The 20,006-nt window shown below is 72.1% G+C and carries 16 protein-coding genes and 1 pseudogene; 9 read left to right on the forward strand and 8 right to left on the reverse strand.

Going from position 1 to position 20,006, the window contains the following annotated elements; genetic code table 11:
* The first annotated feature begins 185 nt into the window (after positions 1-185).
* Together serS and RND61_RS07120 are read left to right on the forward strand one after the other, a co-directional pair.
* Positions 186-1,463, forward strand: a complete 1,278-nt coding sequence (gene serS / locus RND61_RS07115) for a serine--tRNA ligase (protein ID WP_315876929.1) — start codon at positions 186-188, stop codon at positions 1,461-1,463.
* On the forward strand, positions 1,460-2,266 hold the full coding sequence (locus RND61_RS07120; RefSeq protein ID WP_315876930.1) for an HAD family hydrolase: 807 nt from the start codon (positions 1,460-1,462) through the stop codon (positions 2,264-2,266). The genes serS and RND61_RS07120 overlap by 4 nt, the downstream gene beginning before the upstream one ends.
* An 81-nt stretch (positions 2,267-2,347) precedes the next feature.
* Here the strand turns inward: RND61_RS07120 and lpdA are convergent, their stop codons facing one another.
* The 5 genes from lpdA to RND61_RS07145 all read right to left on the reverse strand — a co-directional run bounded on the left by lpdA (position 2,348) and on the right by RND61_RS07145 (position 7,369).
* On the reverse strand, positions 2,348-3,751 hold the full coding sequence (lpdA, locus tag RND61_RS07125; protein WP_315876931.1) for a dihydrolipoyl dehydrogenase: 1,404 nt from the start codon (positions 3,749-3,751) through the stop codon (positions 2,348-2,350).
* Positions 3,752-3,879: 128 nt separating this feature from the next.
* Entirely contained in the window at positions 3,880-4,602 is a 723-nt protein-coding gene (locus tag RND61_RS07130; RefSeq protein ID WP_315876932.1) for an ABC transporter permease, read from the reverse strand.
* A gap of 15 nt (positions 4,603-4,617) precedes the next feature.
* Positions 4,618-5,529, reverse strand: coding sequence for an ABC transporter ATP-binding protein (locus tag RND61_RS07135; protein WP_315876933.1), 912 nt, complete (start codon positions 5,527-5,529; stop codon positions 4,618-4,620).
* Positions 5,526-6,404 (reverse strand): ABC transporter permease subunit, encoded by an 879-nt coding sequence (locus tag RND61_RS07140; protein ID WP_315876934.1) that lies wholly within the window; start codon positions 6,402-6,404, stop codon positions 5,526-5,528. The genes RND61_RS07135 and RND61_RS07140 overlap by 4 nt, the downstream gene beginning before the upstream one ends.
* Positions 6,401-7,369 (reverse strand): ABC transporter ATP-binding protein, encoded by a 969-nt coding sequence (locus RND61_RS07145; protein WP_315877071.1) that lies wholly within the window; start codon positions 7,367-7,369, stop codon positions 6,401-6,403. The genes RND61_RS07140 and RND61_RS07145 overlap by 4 nt, the downstream gene beginning before the upstream one ends.
* Positions 7,370-7,596: 227 nt before the next feature.
* On the opposite strand from RND61_RS07145, the gene RND61_RS07150 reads away from it, so the two are divergent.
* The 5 genes and pseudogenes from RND61_RS07150 (at position 7,597) to RND61_RS07170 (ending at position 12,816) form a co-directional block, all read left to right on the forward strand.
* Positions 7,597-9,366, forward strand: a complete 1,770-nt coding sequence (locus RND61_RS07150) for an SDR family oxidoreductase (RefSeq protein ID WP_315876935.1) — start codon at positions 7,597-7,599, stop codon at positions 9,364-9,366.
* Between the two features lie 61 nt (positions 9,367-9,427).
* Positions 9,428-10,429: a MerR family transcriptional regulator gene (locus RND61_RS07155; protein WP_315876936.1), complete on the forward strand. Its 1,002-nt coding sequence runs from the start codon at positions 9,428-9,430 to the stop codon at positions 10,427-10,429.
* 73 nt (positions 10,430-10,502) lie between these two features.
* Positions 10,503-11,045 (forward strand): RNA 2'-phosphotransferase, encoded by a 543-nt coding sequence (locus RND61_RS07160; RefSeq protein ID WP_315876937.1) that lies wholly within the window; start codon positions 10,503-10,505, stop codon positions 11,043-11,045.
* A gap of 74 nt (positions 11,046-11,119) precedes the next feature.
* A pseudogene (locus RND61_RS07165) lies at positions 11,120-11,367 on the forward strand (LLM class flavin-dependent oxidoreductase); the annotation flags it as partial.
* A 525-nt stretch (positions 11,368-11,892) separates the two neighbouring features.
* Positions 11,893-12,816: a hypothetical protein gene (locus tag RND61_RS07170; RefSeq protein ID WP_315876938.1), complete on the forward strand. Its 924-nt coding sequence runs from the start codon at positions 11,893-11,895 to the stop codon at positions 12,814-12,816.
* A 67-nt stretch (positions 12,817-12,883) separates the two neighbouring features.
* Here RND61_RS07170 and RND61_RS07175 read toward each other — a convergent pair whose 3' ends face one another.
* Positions 12,884-13,009 carry a hypothetical protein gene (locus RND61_RS07175; RefSeq protein ID WP_315876939.1) on the reverse strand — a complete coding sequence of 42 codons (126 nt, stop codon included), beginning with the start codon at positions 13,007-13,009 and terminating at the stop codon, positions 12,884-12,886.
* A gap of 135 nt (positions 13,010-13,144) precedes the next feature.
* On the opposite strand from RND61_RS07175, the gene RND61_RS07180 reads away from it, so the two are divergent.
* Positions 13,145-14,041, forward strand: a complete 897-nt coding sequence (locus RND61_RS07180) for an LLM class flavin-dependent oxidoreductase (protein ID WP_315876940.1) — start codon at positions 13,145-13,147, stop codon at positions 14,039-14,041.
* A 132-nt stretch (positions 14,042-14,173) separates the two neighbouring features.
* The gene (locus RND61_RS07185) at positions 14,174-15,034 is read left to right on the forward strand and encodes an HAD family hydrolase (protein WP_315876941.1); all 861 of its coding nucleotides are present in this window, start codon (positions 14,174-14,176) and stop codon (positions 15,032-15,034) included.
* 63 nt (positions 15,035-15,097) lie between these two features.
* Here RND61_RS07185 and RND61_RS07190 read toward each other — a convergent pair whose 3' ends face one another.
* Together RND61_RS07190 and cydD are read right to left on the reverse strand one after the other, a co-directional pair.
* Entirely contained in the window at positions 15,098-16,183 is a 1,086-nt protein-coding gene (locus RND61_RS07190) for a M23 family metallopeptidase (protein WP_315876942.1), read from the reverse strand.
* A gap of 196 nt (positions 16,184-16,379) precedes the next feature.
* Positions 16,380-19,988, reverse strand: coding sequence for a thiol reductant ABC exporter subunit CydD (cydD, locus tag RND61_RS07195; RefSeq protein WP_315876943.1), 3,609 nt, complete (start codon positions 19,986-19,988; stop codon positions 16,380-16,382).
* Positions 19,989-20,006: the final 18 nt, after the last annotated feature.

Raw genomic sequence — 20,006 nt, forward strand, 5'->3', positions numbered from 1 at the left:
TGGATAACATTTCCCCACCCGAGCACCTCTGTGGACAAGTGACGCGCGTGGAACGTTCTTTTCCCAAGAATCATGGATTTTTCCTCTCCATCATTAACAAGACTGACATTCAGGACAAAGCGACATCCTCGGGGAGAGGCGATACGTGGTGGGGTGCGTCCGGTGCGCACCGGTAGCCTGGAGGGGTGATTGACCTTCGCCTGCTCCGTGAGGACCCCGACCGTGTTCGCGCCTCCCAGCGCGCCCGTGGAGAGGACGTCGAGCTCGTCGACGCCCTGCTCTCCGCCGATGAGCGGCGCAGGTCGTCCGGCGTCCGCTTCGACGAGCTCCGCTCCGAACAGAAGTCGCTCGGCAAGCTGATCCCCAAGGCGTCTCCCGAGGAGAAGGCCGAGCTGCTCAAGCGGGCCGAACAGCTGAAGACCGACGTCAAGGCCGCCGACGCCGAGCAGCACGAGGCCGACGAGGAGACCCGGCGCCTGCTGCTCCAGCTCGGCAACCTGGTCCACCCGGACGTCCCGGTCGGCGGCGAGGAGGACTTCGTCGTCCTGGAGACGCACGGCACGATCCGCGACTTCGCCGCCGAGGGCTTCGAACCGAAGGACCACCTGGAGCTCGGCGAGGCGCTGGGCGCCATCGACGTCGAGCGCGGCGCGAAGGTGTCCGGTTCGCGCTTCTACTACCTGACGGGCGTCGGCGCGCTGCTGGAGCTCGCTCTGGTCAACGCGGCGATCGCGCAGGCCACGGAGGCCGGGTTCGTCCCGATGCTCACGCCGGCGCTGGTCCGCCCGCGCGCCATGGAGGGCACCGGCTTCCTCGGCCAGGCCGCGGAGAACGTGTACCACCTGGAGAAGGACGACTTCTACCTGGTCGGCACGTCCGAGGTGCCGCTCGCCGCGTACCACATGGACGAGATCGTCGACGCCGACAAGCTGCCGCTGCGGTACGCGGGCTTCTCCCCCTGCTTCCGCCGCGAGGCCGGCACGTACGGCAAGGACACCCGCGGCATCTTCCGCGTCCACCAGTTCGACAAGGTCGAGATGTTCTCGTACGTCGCGCCGGAGGACGCCGAGGCCGAGCACCAGCGGCTGCTGGAGTGGGAGAAGCAGTGGCTGACCGCGCTGGAACTGCCGTTCCAGGTGATCGACGTGGCCAGCGGTGACCTGGGCGCGTCCGCGTCGCGCAAGTACGACTGCGAGGCGTGGATCCCGACCCAGGGCAAGTACCGCGAGCTGACCTCCGCGTCGAACTGCGACAGCTTCCAGGCCCGCCGCCTGTCCGTGCGCATGCGCGACGGCAAGAAGGTCCAGCCGCTCGCGACGCTGAACGGCACGCTCTGCGCCGTGCCGCGCACGATCGTGGCGATCCTGGAGAACCACCAGCTGGCCGACGGCTCGGTCCGCGTCCCCGAGGTCCTGCGGCCGTACCTCGGCGGGCGGGAACTGCTGGAGCCCGTGACCAAGTGAGCCCCTTCCCCTACCGGCTCGTCGCGACGGACCTCGACGGGACGCTGCTGCGCCCCGACGACACCGTGTCGCAGCGCACGCGCGACGCGCTCGCCGCCGCCACGGCGGCGGGCGCCGCCCACATCGTGGTCACCGGCCGGTCCGTGCCCTGGACCCGCCACATCCTCGACGACCTCGGCTACGAGGGCCTCGCGGTGTGCGGCCAGGGCGCGCAGGTCTACCACGCGGGCGAGCACCGGCTGCTGACGTCGGTGACGCTGGACCGGCAACTGGCGGGGCTCGCCCTGTCGAAGCTGGAGGCCGAGGTGGGTCCGCTGGCGCTGGCCGCGAGCCGTGACGGCCTGGACGGCGAGGTGCTGGTCGGCGCCGGCTACCGGCTCCAGGACGGCCCGCTGCCGTACCTGCCGCTGGAGGACCCGGCGGACCTGTGGTCGGCGCCGCTGAACAAGGTGTACATCCAGCACCCGGACCTCGACGACGACGCTCTGGCGACCGCCGCGCGCCAGGTGGTCGGCGGCCTCGTGGACGTCGTCATGGCGGGCGCGGGCATAGTGGAGATCCTGCCGCTGGGCCTCACCAAGGCGACCGGCCTCTCCCTCGCGGCCCGCCGGCTGGGCGTGAAGGCGGCGGACACGATCGCGTTCGGCGACATGCCCAACGACATCCCCATGTTCGCCTGGGCCCGGCACGGCGTCGCCATGGCCAACGCCCACGACGACCTGAAGGCCGTGGCCGACGAGGTCACGGCGGCCAACGACGCGGACGGCATCGCCGTGACCCTGGAGCGGATGCTCTCCCGCTGAGACCGAGCGGACCCCGGGCGGGGCGGCTCCGCGCCGACGCGCGGCGACCGACTCCGCCCGGGGTCCGGAGCGGCGGGCCGATCAGAAGTTGATCATGTGTCCGGCGAGGCCGTGCACGGCCTCCTTCACCGCCTCGCCCAGCGTCGGGTGGGCGTGCACGTTGCGCGCCACCTCGTGGACCGTGAGGTCCCACTGCTGGGCCAGTGTCAGCTCGGGCAGCAGCTCCGTGACGTCGGGGCCGATCAGGTGGGCGCCGATGATCTCGCCGTACTTCGCGTCGCTGATCAGCTTCACGAAGCCCGTCGAGTCGCCGAGGCCGTGCGCCTTGCCGTTGGCCGTGAACGGGAACTTGGCGACCTTGACGTCGAAGCCCTTCTCCCGCGCCTGCTCCTCCGTCCAGCCGAAGCTGGCGATCTGCGGCTGGCAGTACGTCGCGCGCGGGATCATCGGGTAGTCGAGCTCCATCGTCTCGGCGCCCGCGATCGTCTCGGCGGCCACGACGCCCATGGACTCGGCCGCGTGCGCCAGCATCAGCTTCGCGGTCACGTCGCCGATGGCGTAGATGTGCGGCACCGACGTGCGGCAGCGGCCGTCCACGTCGATGGCGCCGCGCTCGGTGAGCCGTACGCCCGCCGCCTCCAGGCCGTAGCCCGTGACGTTCGGCGCGAAGCCGATCGCCTGGAGGACCTTGTCGGCCTCCAGCACCTGCTGCGCGCCGTCCTTGCCGGTGACCGTGACGCGGACCTGCGGGCCCGACTCGTCGATCGTCTCCACGCGCGTGGAGGTCAGGACGTCGATGCCCAGCTTGCGGTACTGCTTGGCGAGCTCCGCCGAGACGTCCTTGTCCTCCAGCGGCGCGACCCGGTCGAGGAACTCGACGATCGTGACCTTCACGCCGTAGTTGTGCAGCACGTACGCGAACTCGATGCCGATCGCGCCGGCGCCCGCGATGACGACGGAGCGCGGCAGGTCCTCGGTGAGGATCAGCTCCTCGTACGTGACCACGCGGTCGCTGCGGCGCGTCCCGGGCAGCAGGCGCGGCGTGGCGCCGGTCGCGATGATGCAGTGGTCGAACGAGACCGTGGTGGTCGAGCCGTCCGCCTGGGCCACCTGGAGCGTGTTCGCGTCGAGGAACGTGCCCCGGCCCGTGAACTCGGTGATCTTGTTCTTCTTCATCAGGAAGTGGACGCCCTTGACCCGGCCGTCCGCGACCCGGCGGCTGCGCCGGAACGCCTCGCCGTAGTCGAAGGAGACCTGGCCGTCGACCTTGATGCCGAACGTCTTCGCCTCGTGGGTGAAGATGTGCGCCAGCTCGGCGTTGCGCAGCAGCGCCTTGGTCGGGATGCAGCCGACGTTCAGGCAGACGCCGCCCCAGTACTTCTCCTCCACCACCGCGACACGCTTGCCCAGCTGGGCCGCGCGGATCGCGGCGACGTAACCGCCGGGGCCTGCTCCGAGCACGACGACGTCGAAGCGGTCTGTCATGGCTTGCTCCCCAGAATGTGAGTGCGGGTCGTACGGGCCGTGTGGGTCGCGCCCGGGGCCCACAGTAATCCCGCTCGGCCCCGGCCGCCGCGACGGCGGTCTCCCTGTGGAAAACCTCCCGGGCTCCCCTACTCCTCACCCGCCAGGGTCAGGGCCCGCAGCTTCCGCCCGGCGAACCAGGTGGCGGCGACGGTCACCACGACCAGCAGCACCGCCGCGACCGGCAGCGTCACGTCGGAGGAGACGAGCCCCTCGCCGCGGGTGACCTCGTCGGCGACCGCGAGGGCCCACTGCTGGACGCTCAGCGTCCGCGCCCCGGAGATGATGCTGCCGAACAGGCTCTCCCAGACCAGCGCGTAGACGAGGCCGAAGACGACGGCGTGCCGGCTGACCGTGCCGAGGAGGAGGAAGAGGGCGCTGTAGGCGATCGACGCGACGAGCGCGGCGACGGTGTACGCGACCGCGACCTGCTGGCCGTTGCCGTTGAGGATCAGACCGGCGACGAAGGTCGGGACCGCCGAGAAGACCATGGTCACGGCGATGGCGACGATCAGCTTGGTGAAGATGATCGTGGGGCGCTTCACCGGCTTGGACAGGAGGTAGACGATCGAGCCGTCGTCGATCTCCGGGCCGATCGCGCCCGTGCCCGCGATGACGCCGATCAGCGGCACCATCGTGGCGAGCGCGAACCCGCCGAGGAGGTCGGCCGCGATCTGGTCGTCGGCGCCGTTGAAGACGCGGACGGCGGACGAGATGGCGATGAGGATGACGGGGAGGACGAAGAGGATGGCGGCGCGCCGGCGGCCGAGGAGGCCGCGGTAGGTGAGCCGGGCGACTGTGGGGTGGTACATGGTCGAGGGCTCCCTTCAGGCCGCGACGAGGTAGGAGAAGACCGACTCGAGGGACTCGTCCGAGGGCGAGACCGTCAGCAGCCGGATGGAGTGCTCGCGGGCGACCCTCGGCAGCAGCTCCGTGAACCGGCCGAAGTCCACCGCCTGCACGCGCAGGACGCCCTCGCGCACGTCCACCTCGATGCCGGCGGTCGACGGGTCGGCGATGAGCGCGGCGGCCAGGGCCCGGTCGTCGCTGGAGCGCACCAGGTAGCGGTGCGGGCGGTCGGTCATCAGGCGGCGGATGCGGCGGAAGTCGCCGCTGGCGGCGTGCCGGCCGGCGACGACGACCTCGATGTGGGAGGCGAGCTGCTCGACCTCCTCCAGGATGTGCGACGAGAACAGGACGGTGCGGCCGTCCGCGCCCATGTGCCGCAGCAGGTCCATCAGCTGCATGCGCTGGCGCGGGTCCATGCCGTTGAACGGCTCGTCGAGGAGGAGCACGGACGGGTCGTGGACGAGGGCGGAGGCCATCTTCACGCGCTGTCGCATGCCCTTGCTGTACGTGCCGATCTTCCGGTCCTGCGCGTGCTCCATCTCGACGGTGGCGAGCGCGCGCTGCGCCTCCGCCGCGCCGAGGCCGTGCAGTTCGGCGTTGGCGAGGACGAACTCGCGGCCGGTGAGGAAGTCGTACATCGCCTCCCGCTCCGGCACGACGCCGATGTGGCGGTAGACGGACTCGTTGCGCCAGATCGGTTGCCCGTCGAGGGTGACCGTGCCGGTGGAGGGGGCGAGGAAGCCGCCCATCATGTTGATGAGGGTCGACTTCCCGGCGCCGTTCGGGCCGAGGAGGCCGGTCACGCCGGGGCCTATGGCCATGGTGACGTCGTTGACGGCGACGACGTTGCCGAACCAGCGGGACGCGTGGTCGATGTGGAGGGTGGTCACAGCCCGACCTTTCGGTAGCGGCGCATCAGGGCGGCGTACGAGCCGGCGATGAGCGCGAGGACGGTCAGGAGGTAGACCGCGCCGGTTCCGGCGTCGGGTCCCGCTCCGCCCGGGAAGGACGTGGAGGCGCCGAGGAAGGCGGTCTGCACGCCGTCGATGAGGGTGATCGGCGAGAACAGGCCGAGCCAGGTCACGGCGTCCCGGTTGTCGGTGCCCAGGGCGATGGCCTGGACCGTGGTGACGGCGCCGTACGAGATGAAGAGGGCGGCGATCACGGCCGCGACGCCGAAGCCGCGGCGGGGGGTCAGGGCGGCCAGGACCAGGCCGATCCCACCGAAGAGGAGGGACAGCAGCGCCACGGACACCAGCCCCTGTGCGAAGCCCTTCGTCTGGTCGGTGAAGTCCATCTTCGCCAGCAGCGCCCCCGCGTAGAGGACGAGCAGCGGCGAGGCGGTCAGGACGAACAGGGCGGACGCCATCGCGCCGTACTTGGCGAGGACGTAGTCGACCCGCTCGATCGGGCGGGAGAAGTACAGCGGGACGCTGCGGAAGCGCAGGTCGCGCGAGACGGACTGCGGCGCCTGGGAGGCCACGTACAGGGCGATGACCAGCTGCATGACGATCGCGTAGCGGGTGTAACCGACGCCCAGGGAACTGGACTTGGTGACCACGGCGACCGCGACGACGATCAGCGCCGGTACGCACATGACGCCGAAGAGGATCATCGGCAGCACCTTCGACTTGGCGCTGCGGCCGAGCCCGTACGCCCCCCGCAGGGACTGCGCGTACAGGGACCTGCGCGCGTAGGCGCGGCCGAGGCGGGGGCCGTCGTACTTGCGGTACCCGATGTTGTGGATCTGCGTCTCGGTACTCATCGGGCCTGCACCTCCGGGGTCTGGCCGGCCGGGGCGGCGGGGCGGAACACCTCGGCGATGTGGTGGCGGCGCTGTTCCATGCGGACGAGGCCGAGCCCCAGGTCGGCGACGGTGTCGCGCACGATGTCGTAGGTCTCCTCGCCGGTGGCCTCCAGCAGCAGGACGTGACCGGCGCCGGGCAGGCCGTCCTCCACGCGCGCGTGGAGGGCGATTCCGGCGGCGGTGAGCGCCGCGCGGAGGGCGGCCGTGCCGTCGGGGTGGGTGTCGGAGTCGGTGACCTCGACGGCGACGGTGGTCGTGGTCTGGGTGAAGTCGCTGGTGGAGCTGGAGCGCAGGAGGCGTCCGCCGTCGATGACGACGACGTGGTCGCAGGTCCGCTCCAACTCGCCGAGCAGGTGCGACGTGACCAGCACCGAGATGCCGAAGTCCGTCCAGACGCGGCGGATGAGGCCCAGCATCTCGTCGCGGCCGACCGGGTCGAGGCCGTTCGTCGGCTCGTCGAGGAGGACCAGCTGCGGGTCGTGGACCAGGGCCTGGGCGAGCTTCACGCGCTGCTTCATGCCGGTCGAGTAGCCGCCCATGGGGCGGTACCGCTCCTCGTACAGGCCGACGTGGCGCAGCGTGTCGGCGGTGCGCTCACGGGCGGCGGTCGGCGGGAGCCCCGACATGCGGGCCATGTGGACGACGAACTCGGTGGCCGAGACGTCCGGGGGCAGGCAGTCGTGCTCCGGCATGTAGCCGACCCGCTCGCGGATGGCGGGGCCGTTCGTCGCCACGTCGAGGCCGAGAACCTCGGCGCGGCCCTCGGTGGCGGGGGACAGGCCCAGCAGGATCTTGATCATCGTCGACTTGCCGGCTCCGTTGGCACCCACAAGTCCGGTCACACCGGGCCCGATGTCCAGGGAGAGCCGGTCGAGAGCGGTCACCCGGGGGAACCGCTTGCTGAGGCTTTCGGTGGCGATCACAGTCACGCTCCGACCGTAGTGGCGCCCGCCACACTCCACGTCAGCCCTGACGGTTGGATCCTTGTCCGACTCCAGGAGTAGGGACCCGTACGGGAGGGGTACGCCGCGCAGGTTGTCCACAGGCAGGCCGGGCGCCCTTGACGCCGCCGCCGGGCATGGTCACAGTCGTTGGTGTCAACGTGACGGAACGCGTGCCGCGTGCGGGCGCCTACGGGACGGGGAGTGGCATGGGTCTGCTGAGGGGCGCCCGCGAGCGCCGGATCCGCACGGGCGGGATCGAGCTGTGCGTCGCCGAGATGGGCGAGACGGACCGGCCGACCGTGGTCCTGGTCCACGGCTACCCGGACTCGAAGGAGGTGTGGTCCGAGGTCGCCCCGCGGCTGGCCGACCGGTTCCACGTCGTCCTGTACGACGTGCGGGGGCACGGCCGGTCGACGGCGCCGGTGCCGCTGCGCGGCGGTTTCACGCTGGAGAAGCTGACGGACGACTTCCTGGCGGTCGTGGACGCGGTCAGCCCGGACCGCCCGGTGCACCTGGTGGGGCACGACTGGGGGTCGGTGCAGGGCTGGGAGTTCGCCACGGTCGGGCGCACCGAGGGCAGGATCGCCTCGTTCACGTCGATGTCGGGGCCCTCCCTGGACCACTTCGGCCACTGGATCAAGGAGCGGGCGGGGCGGCCGACGCCGCGCCGGGTGGCCCAGCTCCTCGGGCAGGGCGCCCGCTCCTGGTACGTGTACCTGCTGCACGCGCCCGTACTGCCGGAGCTCGTCTGGCGCGGGCCGCTCGGCCGGCGGTGGGCGGATCTCCTGAGCCGGGTCGAGAAGGTGTCCACCGAGGACTATCCGACCGGGTCGCTGCCGAGGGACGCCGCGCACGGCGCGTGGCTGTACCGGGACAACGTCCGCTCCCGGATGCTGCGACCCCGCCCGGACGCGTACGCGCACGTACCGGTGCAGCTGATCACCCCGACCGGGGACGCGTTCCTGTCGGAGCGGCTGTACGACGACCTGGCCCGGTGGGCGCCGCGGCTGGTGCGGCGCACGCTGCCGGCGAAGCACTGGGTGCCGCGCACGCGCCCGGAGCAACTTGCCGCGTGGATCTCCGAGTTCGTGACGGCGCACGAGGAGGAGGGCACCGGGTTACCGCCCGCCGTGTCGTCGGGGCGGCGGTACGCCGACCGGTTCGGCGGGCAGCTCGTGCTGGTGACGGGCGCGGCGAGCGGCATCGGGCGGGCGACGGCCCTGGCGTTCGCCGGGGCCGGGGCTCGGGTGGTGGCCGTCGACCGGGACGCGGAGGGCGCGGCGCGCACGGCGGAGCAGGCCCGGCGGCTGGGGGCGCCCGGTGCGTGGCCGGAGGCGGTGGACGTGAGCGACGAGCAGGCGATGGAGAAGCTCGCCGCGAGGGTCGCCGCCGAGCACGGCACGGTGGACGTGCTGGTGAACAACGCCGGGATCGGCCTGTCGGGGTCGTTCTTCGACACCACGGCGGACGACTGGAGGAAGGTCCTCGACGTCAACCTGTGGGGCGTCATCCACGGTTGCCGGGTCTTCGGCCGGCAGATGGCGGAGCGCGGCCAGGGCGGCCACATCGTGAACGTGGCCTCGGCGGCGGCATTCCAGCCCACGAAGCTGCTGCCCGCGTACGGCACGTCGAAGGCGGCGGTGCTGATGCTCAGCGAGTCCCTGCGGGCCGAACTGGCCGGACGGGGCATCGGCGTCACGGCGGTCTGCCCCGGCTTCGTGAACACGGGCATCACGTCGACGGCGCGCTTCACCGGGGTGTCGGAGGCGGAGGAGGGGCGGCTGCGCAGGCGCACGGCGCGGCTGTACGCGTTGAGGAACTACCCACCGGAGAAGGCCGCCGCCGCGATCCTGCGCGCGGTCGTGGAGAACCGGGCGCTGGTGCCGGTGACCCCGGAGGCCAGGGCCGCGCACCTGCTGTCCCGCGTCGCGCCGGGCGTGCTGCGGGCCGTGGCCAGGGTGTCGCCACCGCTGTGAACGGACCGGTGCCGCGGCCGTCCCGTCCCGGCGGGGCGGCCCGGGGCGGGAGGGAGCGGGCGTGACCGAGCAACCGGCCGGCCGGAGCCCGGCGGCCGAGTACCGGATCGAGGACCTGGCGCACCTCAGCGGGGCCACGGTCCGGACGATCCGCGCCTACCAGGACCGCGGCCTGCTGCCGCGGCCCGAGCGGCGCGGCCGGTCCAACGTGTACGGGGAGGCGCACCTGACGCGGCTGCGGCAGATCACCGGCCTGCTCGACCGGGGTTACACCCTGGCCTCCATCAAGGAGCTGCTGGATGCCTGGGACACCGGCCGGGGCCTGGGCGGGGTGCTGGGTCTGGTCGCCGAGGTGAACGGGCCGTGGAGCGACGAGCAGGCCGGCCGCATCACGCGCGCGGAGCTGGACGCCGCGTTCGGCGGCGCCCCGGACGAGCGGGCCGTCGAGGAGGCCGTCGAACTGGGCGTACTGGAGCGGATGCCGGGCCGGGACGACGCGTTCCTGGTGCCGAGCCCGCAGGAACTGGCGGTGGCGGCGGAGTTGTACGCGGCGGGGGTGCCGCTGCTCGCGGTCGCCGGGCACCTGCGGGAGTTGCGGGCCCAGGTGGAGCACATCGCCGCGCGGTTCCTGGAGTTCGCCACCGAGCACGTCTTCGCCCGCCACCTCGGCCACCGGCCGCCGGCGGACGCGGACGCGGCGGCCGCTCTGGTGCGGCGGCTGCGCCCGCTCGCCCGGCAGACGGTCGACGCCGAACTCGCCCGCGCCATGCGGCTCCTCGCCAACCGCCGTCTCCAACACCACCTCGCCCCGGACAATCCCCCGGAGCGGGACGGGGAACCGCGAGCGGTGGCCCTGCCCGCCGCGACGGTCCGGGCGGTGCACGGGTTGGTCGGCGCGGCGAACGCGTCGGCGTTCATCGCGGCGGCCACCGAACGGGAAGTGCGGGCGAGGGTGTTGGACACGCTCACCGACCAGGCCCGAGGCACCTCGGGAGAAGGCGGGGAAGTCGGAGAGGAGGGACCGGTTGTCCACAGAAACGCCAATAACCCTGTGGATAAGTAGAGTTGTCTGTGGACCAAACCTGTTCCGCCGTTTTTCTGTGGCGGAACGGGGTGATCCCTGACACGCTGCCGCCATGGACGAGAGACGCGCCGTGAAAGTGTCGAAGTACCTCTCGCGGCATCTGCGCCACCAGCCCGAGCGGATCGGCCTCGTCCTCGACCCGCAGGGCTGGGTCGCCGTCGACGACCTGCTGCGGGCCATGGCCCGGCACGGCATGCCGCTCAGCCGCGCCGAGCTGGAGCACGTCGTCGCGGTGAACGACAAGCGGCGCTTCGCCCTCGACGGCGATCGCATCCGGGCGAGCCAGGGCCACACCGTCGACGTGGACCTCGGCCTGCCGCCCGCCACGCCGCCCGCGTACCTCTACCACGGCACCGTCGGCGCCCGTCTGGAGGCGATCCGGGCCGAGGGCCTGCGCCCCATGAGCCGCCACCACGTCCACCTCTCGCCCGACCGGGAGACCGCGGCCAGGGTCGGGTCCCGGCGGGGCCGGCCCGTCGTCCTCACCGTCGACGCGGGCGCCATGCACGGCGACGGCCACGTATTCCACGTCAGCGCCAACGGCGTCTGGCTCACGGACGGCGTGCCCCCGCGCTATCTGCGGTTCCCGGAGTGAGCACGGAGGCCGGTCCCTGCGGTCCCCGGACTGAGCACGACGGCCGGCGCCGGTGGGGCCGTGGGCTCGACGGCATGAGTCCGCGCCTGAGCACCGTGATCCTGCCCGTCCGCCGCCGGTACGAGGGGGCCGCGACCAGTGGACGCGCGCCGAGGAGCCGGGTGTGTACGCCGCGTACACGTACGACCACCTGTCCTGGCGGAGCTTCCGGGGCGGCCCCTGGTTCGGAGCGGTGCCGACGCTGACGGCCGCCGCGACGGCCACCCGCCGGACGCGCCTGGGCACCCTGTTGACCTCAGACAAGCGTCGTTCGCCTGTCACATGTCGATCTATGCCTTGACCGCCCGCCGCCCAGGGCCGACGCCATCCACTCGTATTGCCACACACATGCCTGAGCTACACAGGCACATCTCTCGCTCCCGACACAGGGCTCACTCAGCGCCAGGATGCAACGCACCACTGACATGCCAGGGGTTTCCGTTGGCCCGGACTCCCAGGGTCTCTGCAGGGCAAACAGCATCATGCGTCGAGCCCATTGGTGATGTCGCACTCATACCGCTGCCCACCCCTGCTGCATCCGGCGTCCCTCTCGATCAATGCGGCAAGCAGACAACCACTAACCACCCCAAACCTGAACATAACATCCCAAGTACGCAACACCATCCCCATTGACGCCTTGACGGGCAGCTGGGCGTGATCAAAGCAGGTCATGGCAGCGTCGACTCATTAATCGAAATTAATATCGATTCAATCAAAGCATTGGTAAATTTGTTTCATTCTTAGCCCTCGGATCAGATTACTGTCAGATCTGAGACCAGTAACCCACTTGGCCGTGTATCATTTCCGCATGAGCAGCGGACAACTCTCAATTAGCAACGGATTAACACCACCGGCAGAGATTAAGATGTCCCTCACTCTCGTCACGCCCGAGCTGGCAAGGGAGTGGATCAAGCGCAACATCAGACACAATCGACCCATCTCCGCATCAAAGGTCAAGCAGTGGCGAACGGCAATCGAAGAAGGACGCTGGAGACTGACGCATCAAGGGATCGCATTTGATCCTGATGGCAACCTGATCGACGGACAACATCGCCTCATGGCCATTGGGGCCGGCGATCTCCCGGTTTGGCTGCCAGTTTTCTATGGCGTCCCAGCGGAATGCTTTGCCGTCTTGGACATCAACTACCATCGTAGCGCCGCAAACTCGCTCAGCATTGCCGGCCACAAGAACGCCGCTACCCTTGCCGCCACCATCAAGCTCATCGCGGCCTATGACGCGAACAACTTCTCATCCTCCAGCAGCATCATCACCAACGAGGAGCACCTCGCGCTGGTCGAGAAGTTGCCCGGCGTAGGAGAAGCCACCAACTTCGGCCTCCGCCTCTGGAAGGCGATCCGAATCATGCCCTCTTCCGCCTCCGCTGCCGCCTACATCACTCGGCGGGAGCGGAGGGACCTCACGAATGAACAATGGCAGAGTTGGGAAGAAGGCATTGTCACGGGTGCCATGCTACCCGGAAATGACCCCCGGTTAAATCTGCGCGAGGCCATGAAGAAAAGGGCAATCGAAAGTATTGCCGCCAAATCTGCCAGTGAGGCCGGGCGAGTAAAGGTCCACGCGACCCGCGATATTGCCAAGGGACAGATCGCCACCTACATTCTCGCCTTCAACGCCTGGATCGAGAACAGGAAACCGCGGTCCTTCGCCTGGAATCCGAATGAGGATCCCATGCCAACCGTATCGTCAGCTCCGTTCGCCAGGCGAAGTTAGTATGGGTTGGATTTACCTGATCTGCAGCCACTCTCTTAGCGGGTCAAGCCCGGTGACCTTCTGTAGATCACTGGTAGGCCCGCTCGCCGAAATAGCTCAGCGATGCGCCGGTTGTTCTGTCCATGGAGGTTGGTGACAGTGATTTCCGCTGCTCGGCCTCACCGTAGGCGCCCACCGTCGCTTCTACGATCATGACCTCGAGTTCGGTTCCACCCAGGGTGCGTATGGTGTGACGGTAGCAGCCCCCATCGTGACACCGACGCGTCTTCCCTGTTCTGTTCTGGTGGCACGTCCATGGCAACGCAGAGCCCCGCGTATCGTCGGTGACATGCGTCTGAGCACGGTGATCCTCCCCGTCCACCCCTGGGGCGACGGACAGAAGACCTGGCAGCGGGCCGAAGACCTCGGGTTCCACGCCGCGTACACGTACGACCACCTCTCCTGGCGGTCCTTCCGGGACGGGCCGTGGTTCGGTGCCCTCCCCACGCTCACGGCCGCGGCGGTGGTGACGCGGAGCATCCGGCTGGGAACCCTCGTGACCTCGCCGAACTTCCGCCACCCGGTCACGCTCGCCAAGGAGCTGATCACCCTGGACGACATCTCCGACGGCCGGATCACCCTCGGCATCGGCGCGGGCGGCAACGGCTTCGACGCGACGGCCCTCGGGCAGGAGGCGTGGACGCCGCGGGAGCGGGCGGACCGGTTCGCCGAGTTCGTGCCGCTGCTCGACCGGCTCCTCACCGAGGGCGCCGTCACTCACGAGGGCACGCACTACTCGGCGCACGAGGCGCGCAACGTACCGGGCTGCGTCCAGCGGCCGCGGCTGCCGTTCGCCGTGGCGGCGACCGGCCCGCGCGGAATGCGGCTCGCCGCCCGGCACGGGCAGGCGTGGGTCACCACCGGGGACCCGAAGCTGTTCGAGACGGGCACGCCCGAGCAGTCCCTGGCGGCGCTCCGCGAGCAGGTGGAGAAGCTGGGCAAGGCGTGCGCCGAGGCCGGCCGGGACGCGGAGGAACTGGACAAGATCCTGCTGACCGGATTCACCCCGGAGGGGAACGGCCTCCTGGGGTCCGTGGACGCCTTCGTGGACTTCGCCGGGCGCCACGCGGAACTGGGCTTCGACGAGATCGTGGTGCACGCGCCCATCCCCGACTCGGTGTTCGCCGCCGACGAGGCCGTCTTCGAGCGGATCGCCACCGAGGGGATCGCCCAGCTGAACGGCTGAGGGACATCCCGGCCCGCCCACCGATACCTCCTTTTTCCTTCCCTTTCGCCCGATCTCGGATGCGCGGCTCAAACGTGCGGGGTCACGCACGTCCGCGCATCAGAGGAGCGGCCCATACGGGACAATGGGTGCGTGACCTCACCGACGACCTTCCCCGGCAGCCGACCGACGGCGCGGCAGCGCCCGCGCCTGATCGCCACCGACCTCGACGGAACGCTGCTGCGCGACGACAAGTCCGTGTCGGACCGGACGGTCGCGGCGCTCGCCGCCGCCGAGGAAGCCGGCATCGAGGTCTTCTTCGTCACCGGGCGGCCCGCCCGCTGGATGGACGTCGTCAGCGAGCACGTCCACGGTCACGGACTGGCGATCTGCTCCAACGGGGCGGCCGTCGTCGACCTGCACGCCGGCCGGAAGATCGTCGAAGTGCGGGCGCTGGAGCGGCGGACCGCTCGCGACGTCGTCGAGACCCTGCGCCGGGAGGCCCCCGGCACGGCCTTCGCGATGGAGTTCACCGACGGCATCCGCCACGAGCCGGACTACCCGCCCCTCCACCTGGACGCCGCCGTCGCGGTCGGCCCCGCCGAGAAGCTGCTCCACGAGGACGTGTCCGGCACCGGGTCACCGCTGCTGAAGCTGCTGGCCCTCCACCGCGACCTCACGCCCGACGGCTTCCTCGCCCTGGCCCGCACGGCCGCCGGACACCGCGCCACCATCACCCGCTCCAGCCCCACCGCGCTGCTGGAGGTGAGCGGCCTCGGCGTTTCCAAGGCCAGCACGCTCGCCCTGTGCTGCGCCGAGCGCGGCATCTCGGCCGACGAGGTCGTGGCGTTCGGCGACATGCCCAACGACATCGAGATGCTCACCTGGGCGGGCAGGTCCTACGCCATGGGCAACGCCCATCCGGACGTCGTCGCCGCCGCCTCCGGCCGGACCGTCGCCAACGAGGAGGACGGCGTCGCCGCCGTGATCGAGGCCATCCTCGCCGGCGACTGAGCCACCGGCCCGCCCGGCCGCGCCACCGTTCACCGCTATGCCCGGCCGCGCCCCGCATCACCGCTACGCCCGACCGCCGCCCAGCACGACGCCGTGCTCGCGCAGCCAGCGCAACGGGTCGACGCCCGAGCCGAGGTACGGGGTCACGCGCACCTCGAAGTGCAGGTGGGGCCCCGTCGAGTTGCCGGTCGTCCCCGCCTGGCCGACCCACTGGCCGGCGGCGACCCCCTGCCCCTGCTCCACGGCGACCGACGCGAGGTGTGCGTACTGCGAGTACCAGCCGTTCGCGTGCCGGACGACCACCTCGATCCCGAAGGCACCCCCGCACGACACCGCGTGGACCCGCCCCGCCCCGATCGACCGCACGGGCGTGCCGATGTCCACGGCGAAGTCCTGACCGGTGTGCCGGCGCGCCCAGTGCTTCCCCGCGCTGCCGAAGCCGGCGGACAGTTCGTACCCGTCCGCCTCGGACACCGGCGCCACCCACGTCCGGCCCGCCCCCCGCGCGCCGCTCGGCTGCTCCAGCCGTGCCGCGCCCCGGCACCTGCCCGCCGCCACGCTCCGGTCCGCCGTCGCCTGCAACCGCCGCCGCAGCCGCTCCAGCCGCGTCTCCAGGCCCCGCTTCACCACCGCGAGCCGCGCGTGGCGCGCCTCCAGGTCCCGCCACGCCGTCCGCGCCCGGGCCGCCGCCTCCTCCAGCAGCCGCGCGGCCCGGTCCGTGCCCCGCACCAGCCGGTCCACCGCCTGTCCCGCCTGCCGCGCCGCCCGCTCGGCGCGCAGTGCGGCCTCCGGGTCGTCGGCGAGCAGCAGCCGCGCGGTCGGCGGCAGCGTTCCGCCCGTCCGGTACTGGGCACGGGCCACCTCGCCCGCCCGTCCGTGCAGGTCGGTCAGCTCGCGCCGCCGGTCGGCCAGCTCCTCCTGCAGCCGGTGCGCCCTGGCCCGCTGCACGGCCGCTGCGCGCCTCCCCCGCTCGTACTCCTCGGTGACCCGCTCCGCCTCCGTGAGCAGCCGGGCCACCTCGGCGCTCACGGCCGGCCCGTCCGGTCCGGCGACCGGCGCGGCGGTGGCCGGGAACGGGAGGACGAGCAGGGCGGCCAGCGCGGACAGCACCGGCCCGGGCAGTGACCTTCGGCCGCGGGGAGGACGCACCCTGGGATGGTGGCCCTTCGGCGCCGGCTTCCCCGGCATCTCGCCGCCCCGCCCGCCGCCGTACCGCCGTCCGGGCTACGGCCGTACCGCCGTCCGGCCCACACCGTCCGCCGACCGGCCCACGCCGACCGCCGTCCGGCCGCACCGGAACGGGCGGCCCTCCCCGGCGGCGTCCCGCGCGCCTTCCCGCACCGCCCTACGCGTTCCCCGGCGCGGTCGGGTCCGCCGGTGCGCCGGGGCGGAGGTCCGCCGCGCGCTCCCGCTCCCGCATCCGCCGCAGCGGCCCCTCGACGGCGACGAGCTCCTCGTAGCGTCCCCGCTGGACGACCCGGCCGTCCGCGAGGACCACGACCTCGTCGACGGCGTCGAGCCCGCGCAGCCGGTGCGTGATGAGGACGGTGGTGCGCCCGCGCGTCGCCCGCAGCAGGTCCTCGGTGAGCGCGTCGGCCGTGACCAGGTCGAGGTGCTCGGCGGGCTCGTCGAGGACGAGGACCGGGAAGTCCGCGAGGAGGGCGCGGGCCAGGGCGAGCCGCTGCCGCTGACCGCCGGAGAGCCGCGCGCCGTGCTCGCCGACCAGGGTGTCCAGTCCGTCCGGCAGCGCGTCGACCCAGTTCAGGAGCCGTGCCTCGGCCAGCGCCCGGCGCAGCTCGTCGTCGCCCGCGCCGGTCCTGGCCAGCCGCAGGTTCTCGCGGATGGTGCTGTCGAAGAGGTGGGCGTCCTGGGCGCACAGCCCGACGAACCGGCGTACGTCGTCCCCGTCGAGTGCCGTCGCGTCGGTGCCGCCGATCCGGTACGTGCCGTCCTCGACCTCCACGAACCGCAGCAGCACCTGCGCCAGCGTCGTCTTGCCGGCCCCGGAAGCGCCGACGACGGCGACCCGCCGTCCCGCCTCCAGGCGCAGGTCGAGCGAGACGAGGGCGTCCCGGTCCTGCCCGGGATGCCGGGCCGTGACCCCGCGCAGCTCCAGCGGGAACGGGCCCTCCGGCGCCGGTTCGGGCCGCTCCGGCTCCCTGACGGGAACGGGCGCGTCGAGCACGTCGAAGACCCGCTCCGCGCTGCGCCGCACCCGCTGGCGGTACTGCACGGCCAGCGGCATCCCCGTCACGGCCTCGAACGCGGCGAGCGGGGTGAGCACGACGACCGCCAGGGCCACCCCGTCGAGCCGCCCGTCCCGTACCGCCTGGACTCCGACCAGCGCGGTCGCGGCCACGGTCAGACCGGTGGCCAGCGCGATGAGCCCGCCGCCGAGTGCCGTCGCGGCGGACTGGCGCGCGGCGATGCGGGTGAGCGCCCCGTCCGCCTCCCGGGCCCGTTCGATACGGTTCCGCAGCGCGCCGGCCACGGTCAGCTCGGCGCAGCCGCGCAGCAGGTCGACCACCCGGGCGGCGAGGGCGCCGCGGGCGGGGGCGAGGCGCTGCTCTGCGCGGCGGGCGACGGCACCGCCCAGCGCCGGGACGGCGACGCCCGCGAGGAGCAGGCCGGCCGCGAGGACGGCGCCCGCCTCGGGGAGCAGCCACGCCGTGAACCCGGCGGCACCGGCACCCACCAGCAGGGCCGTACCGGCGGGCAGCAGCCAGCGGAGCCAGTAGTCCTGGAGGGCGTCCACGTCGGAGACGAGCCGCGACAGCAGGTCACCGCGGCGGGTGCGGCGCAGCCCGGCCGGCGCGATGCGCTCCAGGCGCCGGTAGACGGCCACCCTCAGATCGGCCAGCATGCGCAGGACGGCGTCGTGCGACACGAGCCGCTCGGCGTACCGGAACACCGCCCGGCCGACGCCGAAGGCACGGGTCGCGGTGACGGCGACCATCAGGTGGAGGATCGGCGGCTGTTCGGAGGCCCGCGAGATCAGCCAACCGGACACGGCCATGAGGCCGACGGCCGACGCGAGGGCGAGGCTGCCGAGCAGCAGTGCCAGCGCGAGGCGGCCCCGTAGTTCACCGGCCGTCGCCCGGACCCGGGGGAGAACGCGCCGCGTCGGCCCCGGGGCGGCGGGGCCGGCAGCGGTGTGCCCCGGGCGGACGGCGGACTGGCCGCCGTACAGGCCGCCGACGACCCCGAAGGCGTCGTCGACCATGTCGGTGCCCGCGTCGCTCACCGCGGGTGCTGCCCCGGCCGCCGACGCGTTCCCGGTCCCCGTCACCGCGTCGGGTCCCGGCACGGCCGGCGCCCCCGCCCCCGGACGCAGCGCGACCACCCGATCCGCCACGGCGAGCAGTGCGGGCCGGTGCACGACCAGCAGCACCGTCCGGCCGGTGGCGAGCCGGCGCACCGCTTCCACGACGGCGGCCTCGGTCTCACCGTCCAGCGCGGCGGTCGGCTCGTCGAGGAGCACCACGGGCCGGTCGGCGAGGAACGCCCTGGCCAGGGCGAGCCGCTGCCGCTGCCCGGCCGACAGGCCGGCACCGTCCTCGCCGAGCACCGTGCCGATGCCGTCCGGCAGACCGTCGACGAAGTCGGCACCCGCCTCCCGCAGCGCGGCCCGTACGGCGGCGTCGTCCGCATCGGGCCTGGCCAGGCGTACGTTCTCGGCGATCGTCCCGGCGAACAGGTACGGCCGCTGCGGCACCCAGGCGATCCGCGCCCGCCACCGCTCCGGGTCCAGCTCCGCGATGTCCACGCCCCCTGCCCGCGCGGTGCCCGAATCCGGCGCGGTGAAGCCCAACACCACGTCCAGCAGCGTGGACTTGCCGACGCCGCTCGGCCCGACCATGGCGACCGTCTCGCCCGGCTCGACCACGAGCGACACGAGGTCCAGCGACGGCTCGGCGCGTCCCGCGTGCCGTACGGTCACCCCGTCCAGCTCGATCCGCACCGGGCCCCCGGGCAGCGCCTCCGTCCCGGCCTCCGGTAGCGGGGCCTCCAGCACCGCGAAGACCTCCTCCGCGGCCGACAGCCCCTCCGCCGCCGCGTGGTACTGCGTGCCGACCTGGCGCAGCGGCAGGTACGCCTCGGGCGCGAGGATCAGGATGACCAGGCCGGTGTACAGGTCGAGGGTGCCGTGGACGAGGCGCATGCCGATGCCGACGGCCACCAGCGCCACCGACAGCGTCGACAGCAGTTCCAGCGCGAACGACGACAGGAAGGCGACCCGCAGGGTGCGGAGCGTCGCCTGCCGGTACTGCGCGGTGATGGAGCGGATCGACTCCGCCTGCGCCTTCGCCCGGCCGAACACCTTCAGGGACGGCAGTCCCGCCACCACGTCGAGGAAGTGCCCCGACAGCCGGGACAGCAGCTTCCACTGCCGGTCCATGCGCGCCTGCGTGGCCCAGCCGATGAGGACCATGAAGATCGGAATCAGCGGCAGGGTCACCACGATGACGGCTGCCGACACCCAGTCCTCGGTGACGATGCGCGCGAGGACGGCCACCGGGACGACGACGGCGAGGCCGAGCTGGGGGAGGTAGCGGGCGAAGTAGTCGTCCAGCGCGTCCACGCCCCGGGTGGCGAGCGCCACCAGCGAGCCGGTCCGCTGGCCGCTCAGCCAGCCGGGACCGAGCGCGGACGCCCGCTCCAGCAGCCGGCCGCGCAGTTCGGACTTGACCGCCGCGCTCGCGCGGTGGGCGGCCAGTTCGGTCAGCCAGGCCACCAGCCCGCGCCCCACGGCGACCGCGGCGATCAGGAGGAGCGGGAGAGAGAGGTCGTCGACGGCCATTCCGCGCTGGAAGGCGCCGACGACGACCTCGGCGACGAGCATCGCCTGGGCGACCACCAACGCCGCCCCGACCAGGCCGAGGAGGACCACCGCCAGCAGGAAGAAGCGGGTGGCCCGGGCGTACCGGAGCAGTCGCGGGTCGATCGGTTTCACGTGAAACATCCCCTGCCA

Source organism: Streptomyces tamarix, from assembly GCF_032423885.1.
Taxonomy (GTDB): Bacteria; Actinomycetota; Actinomycetes; order Streptomycetales; family Streptomycetaceae; genus Streptomyces; species Streptomyces tamarix.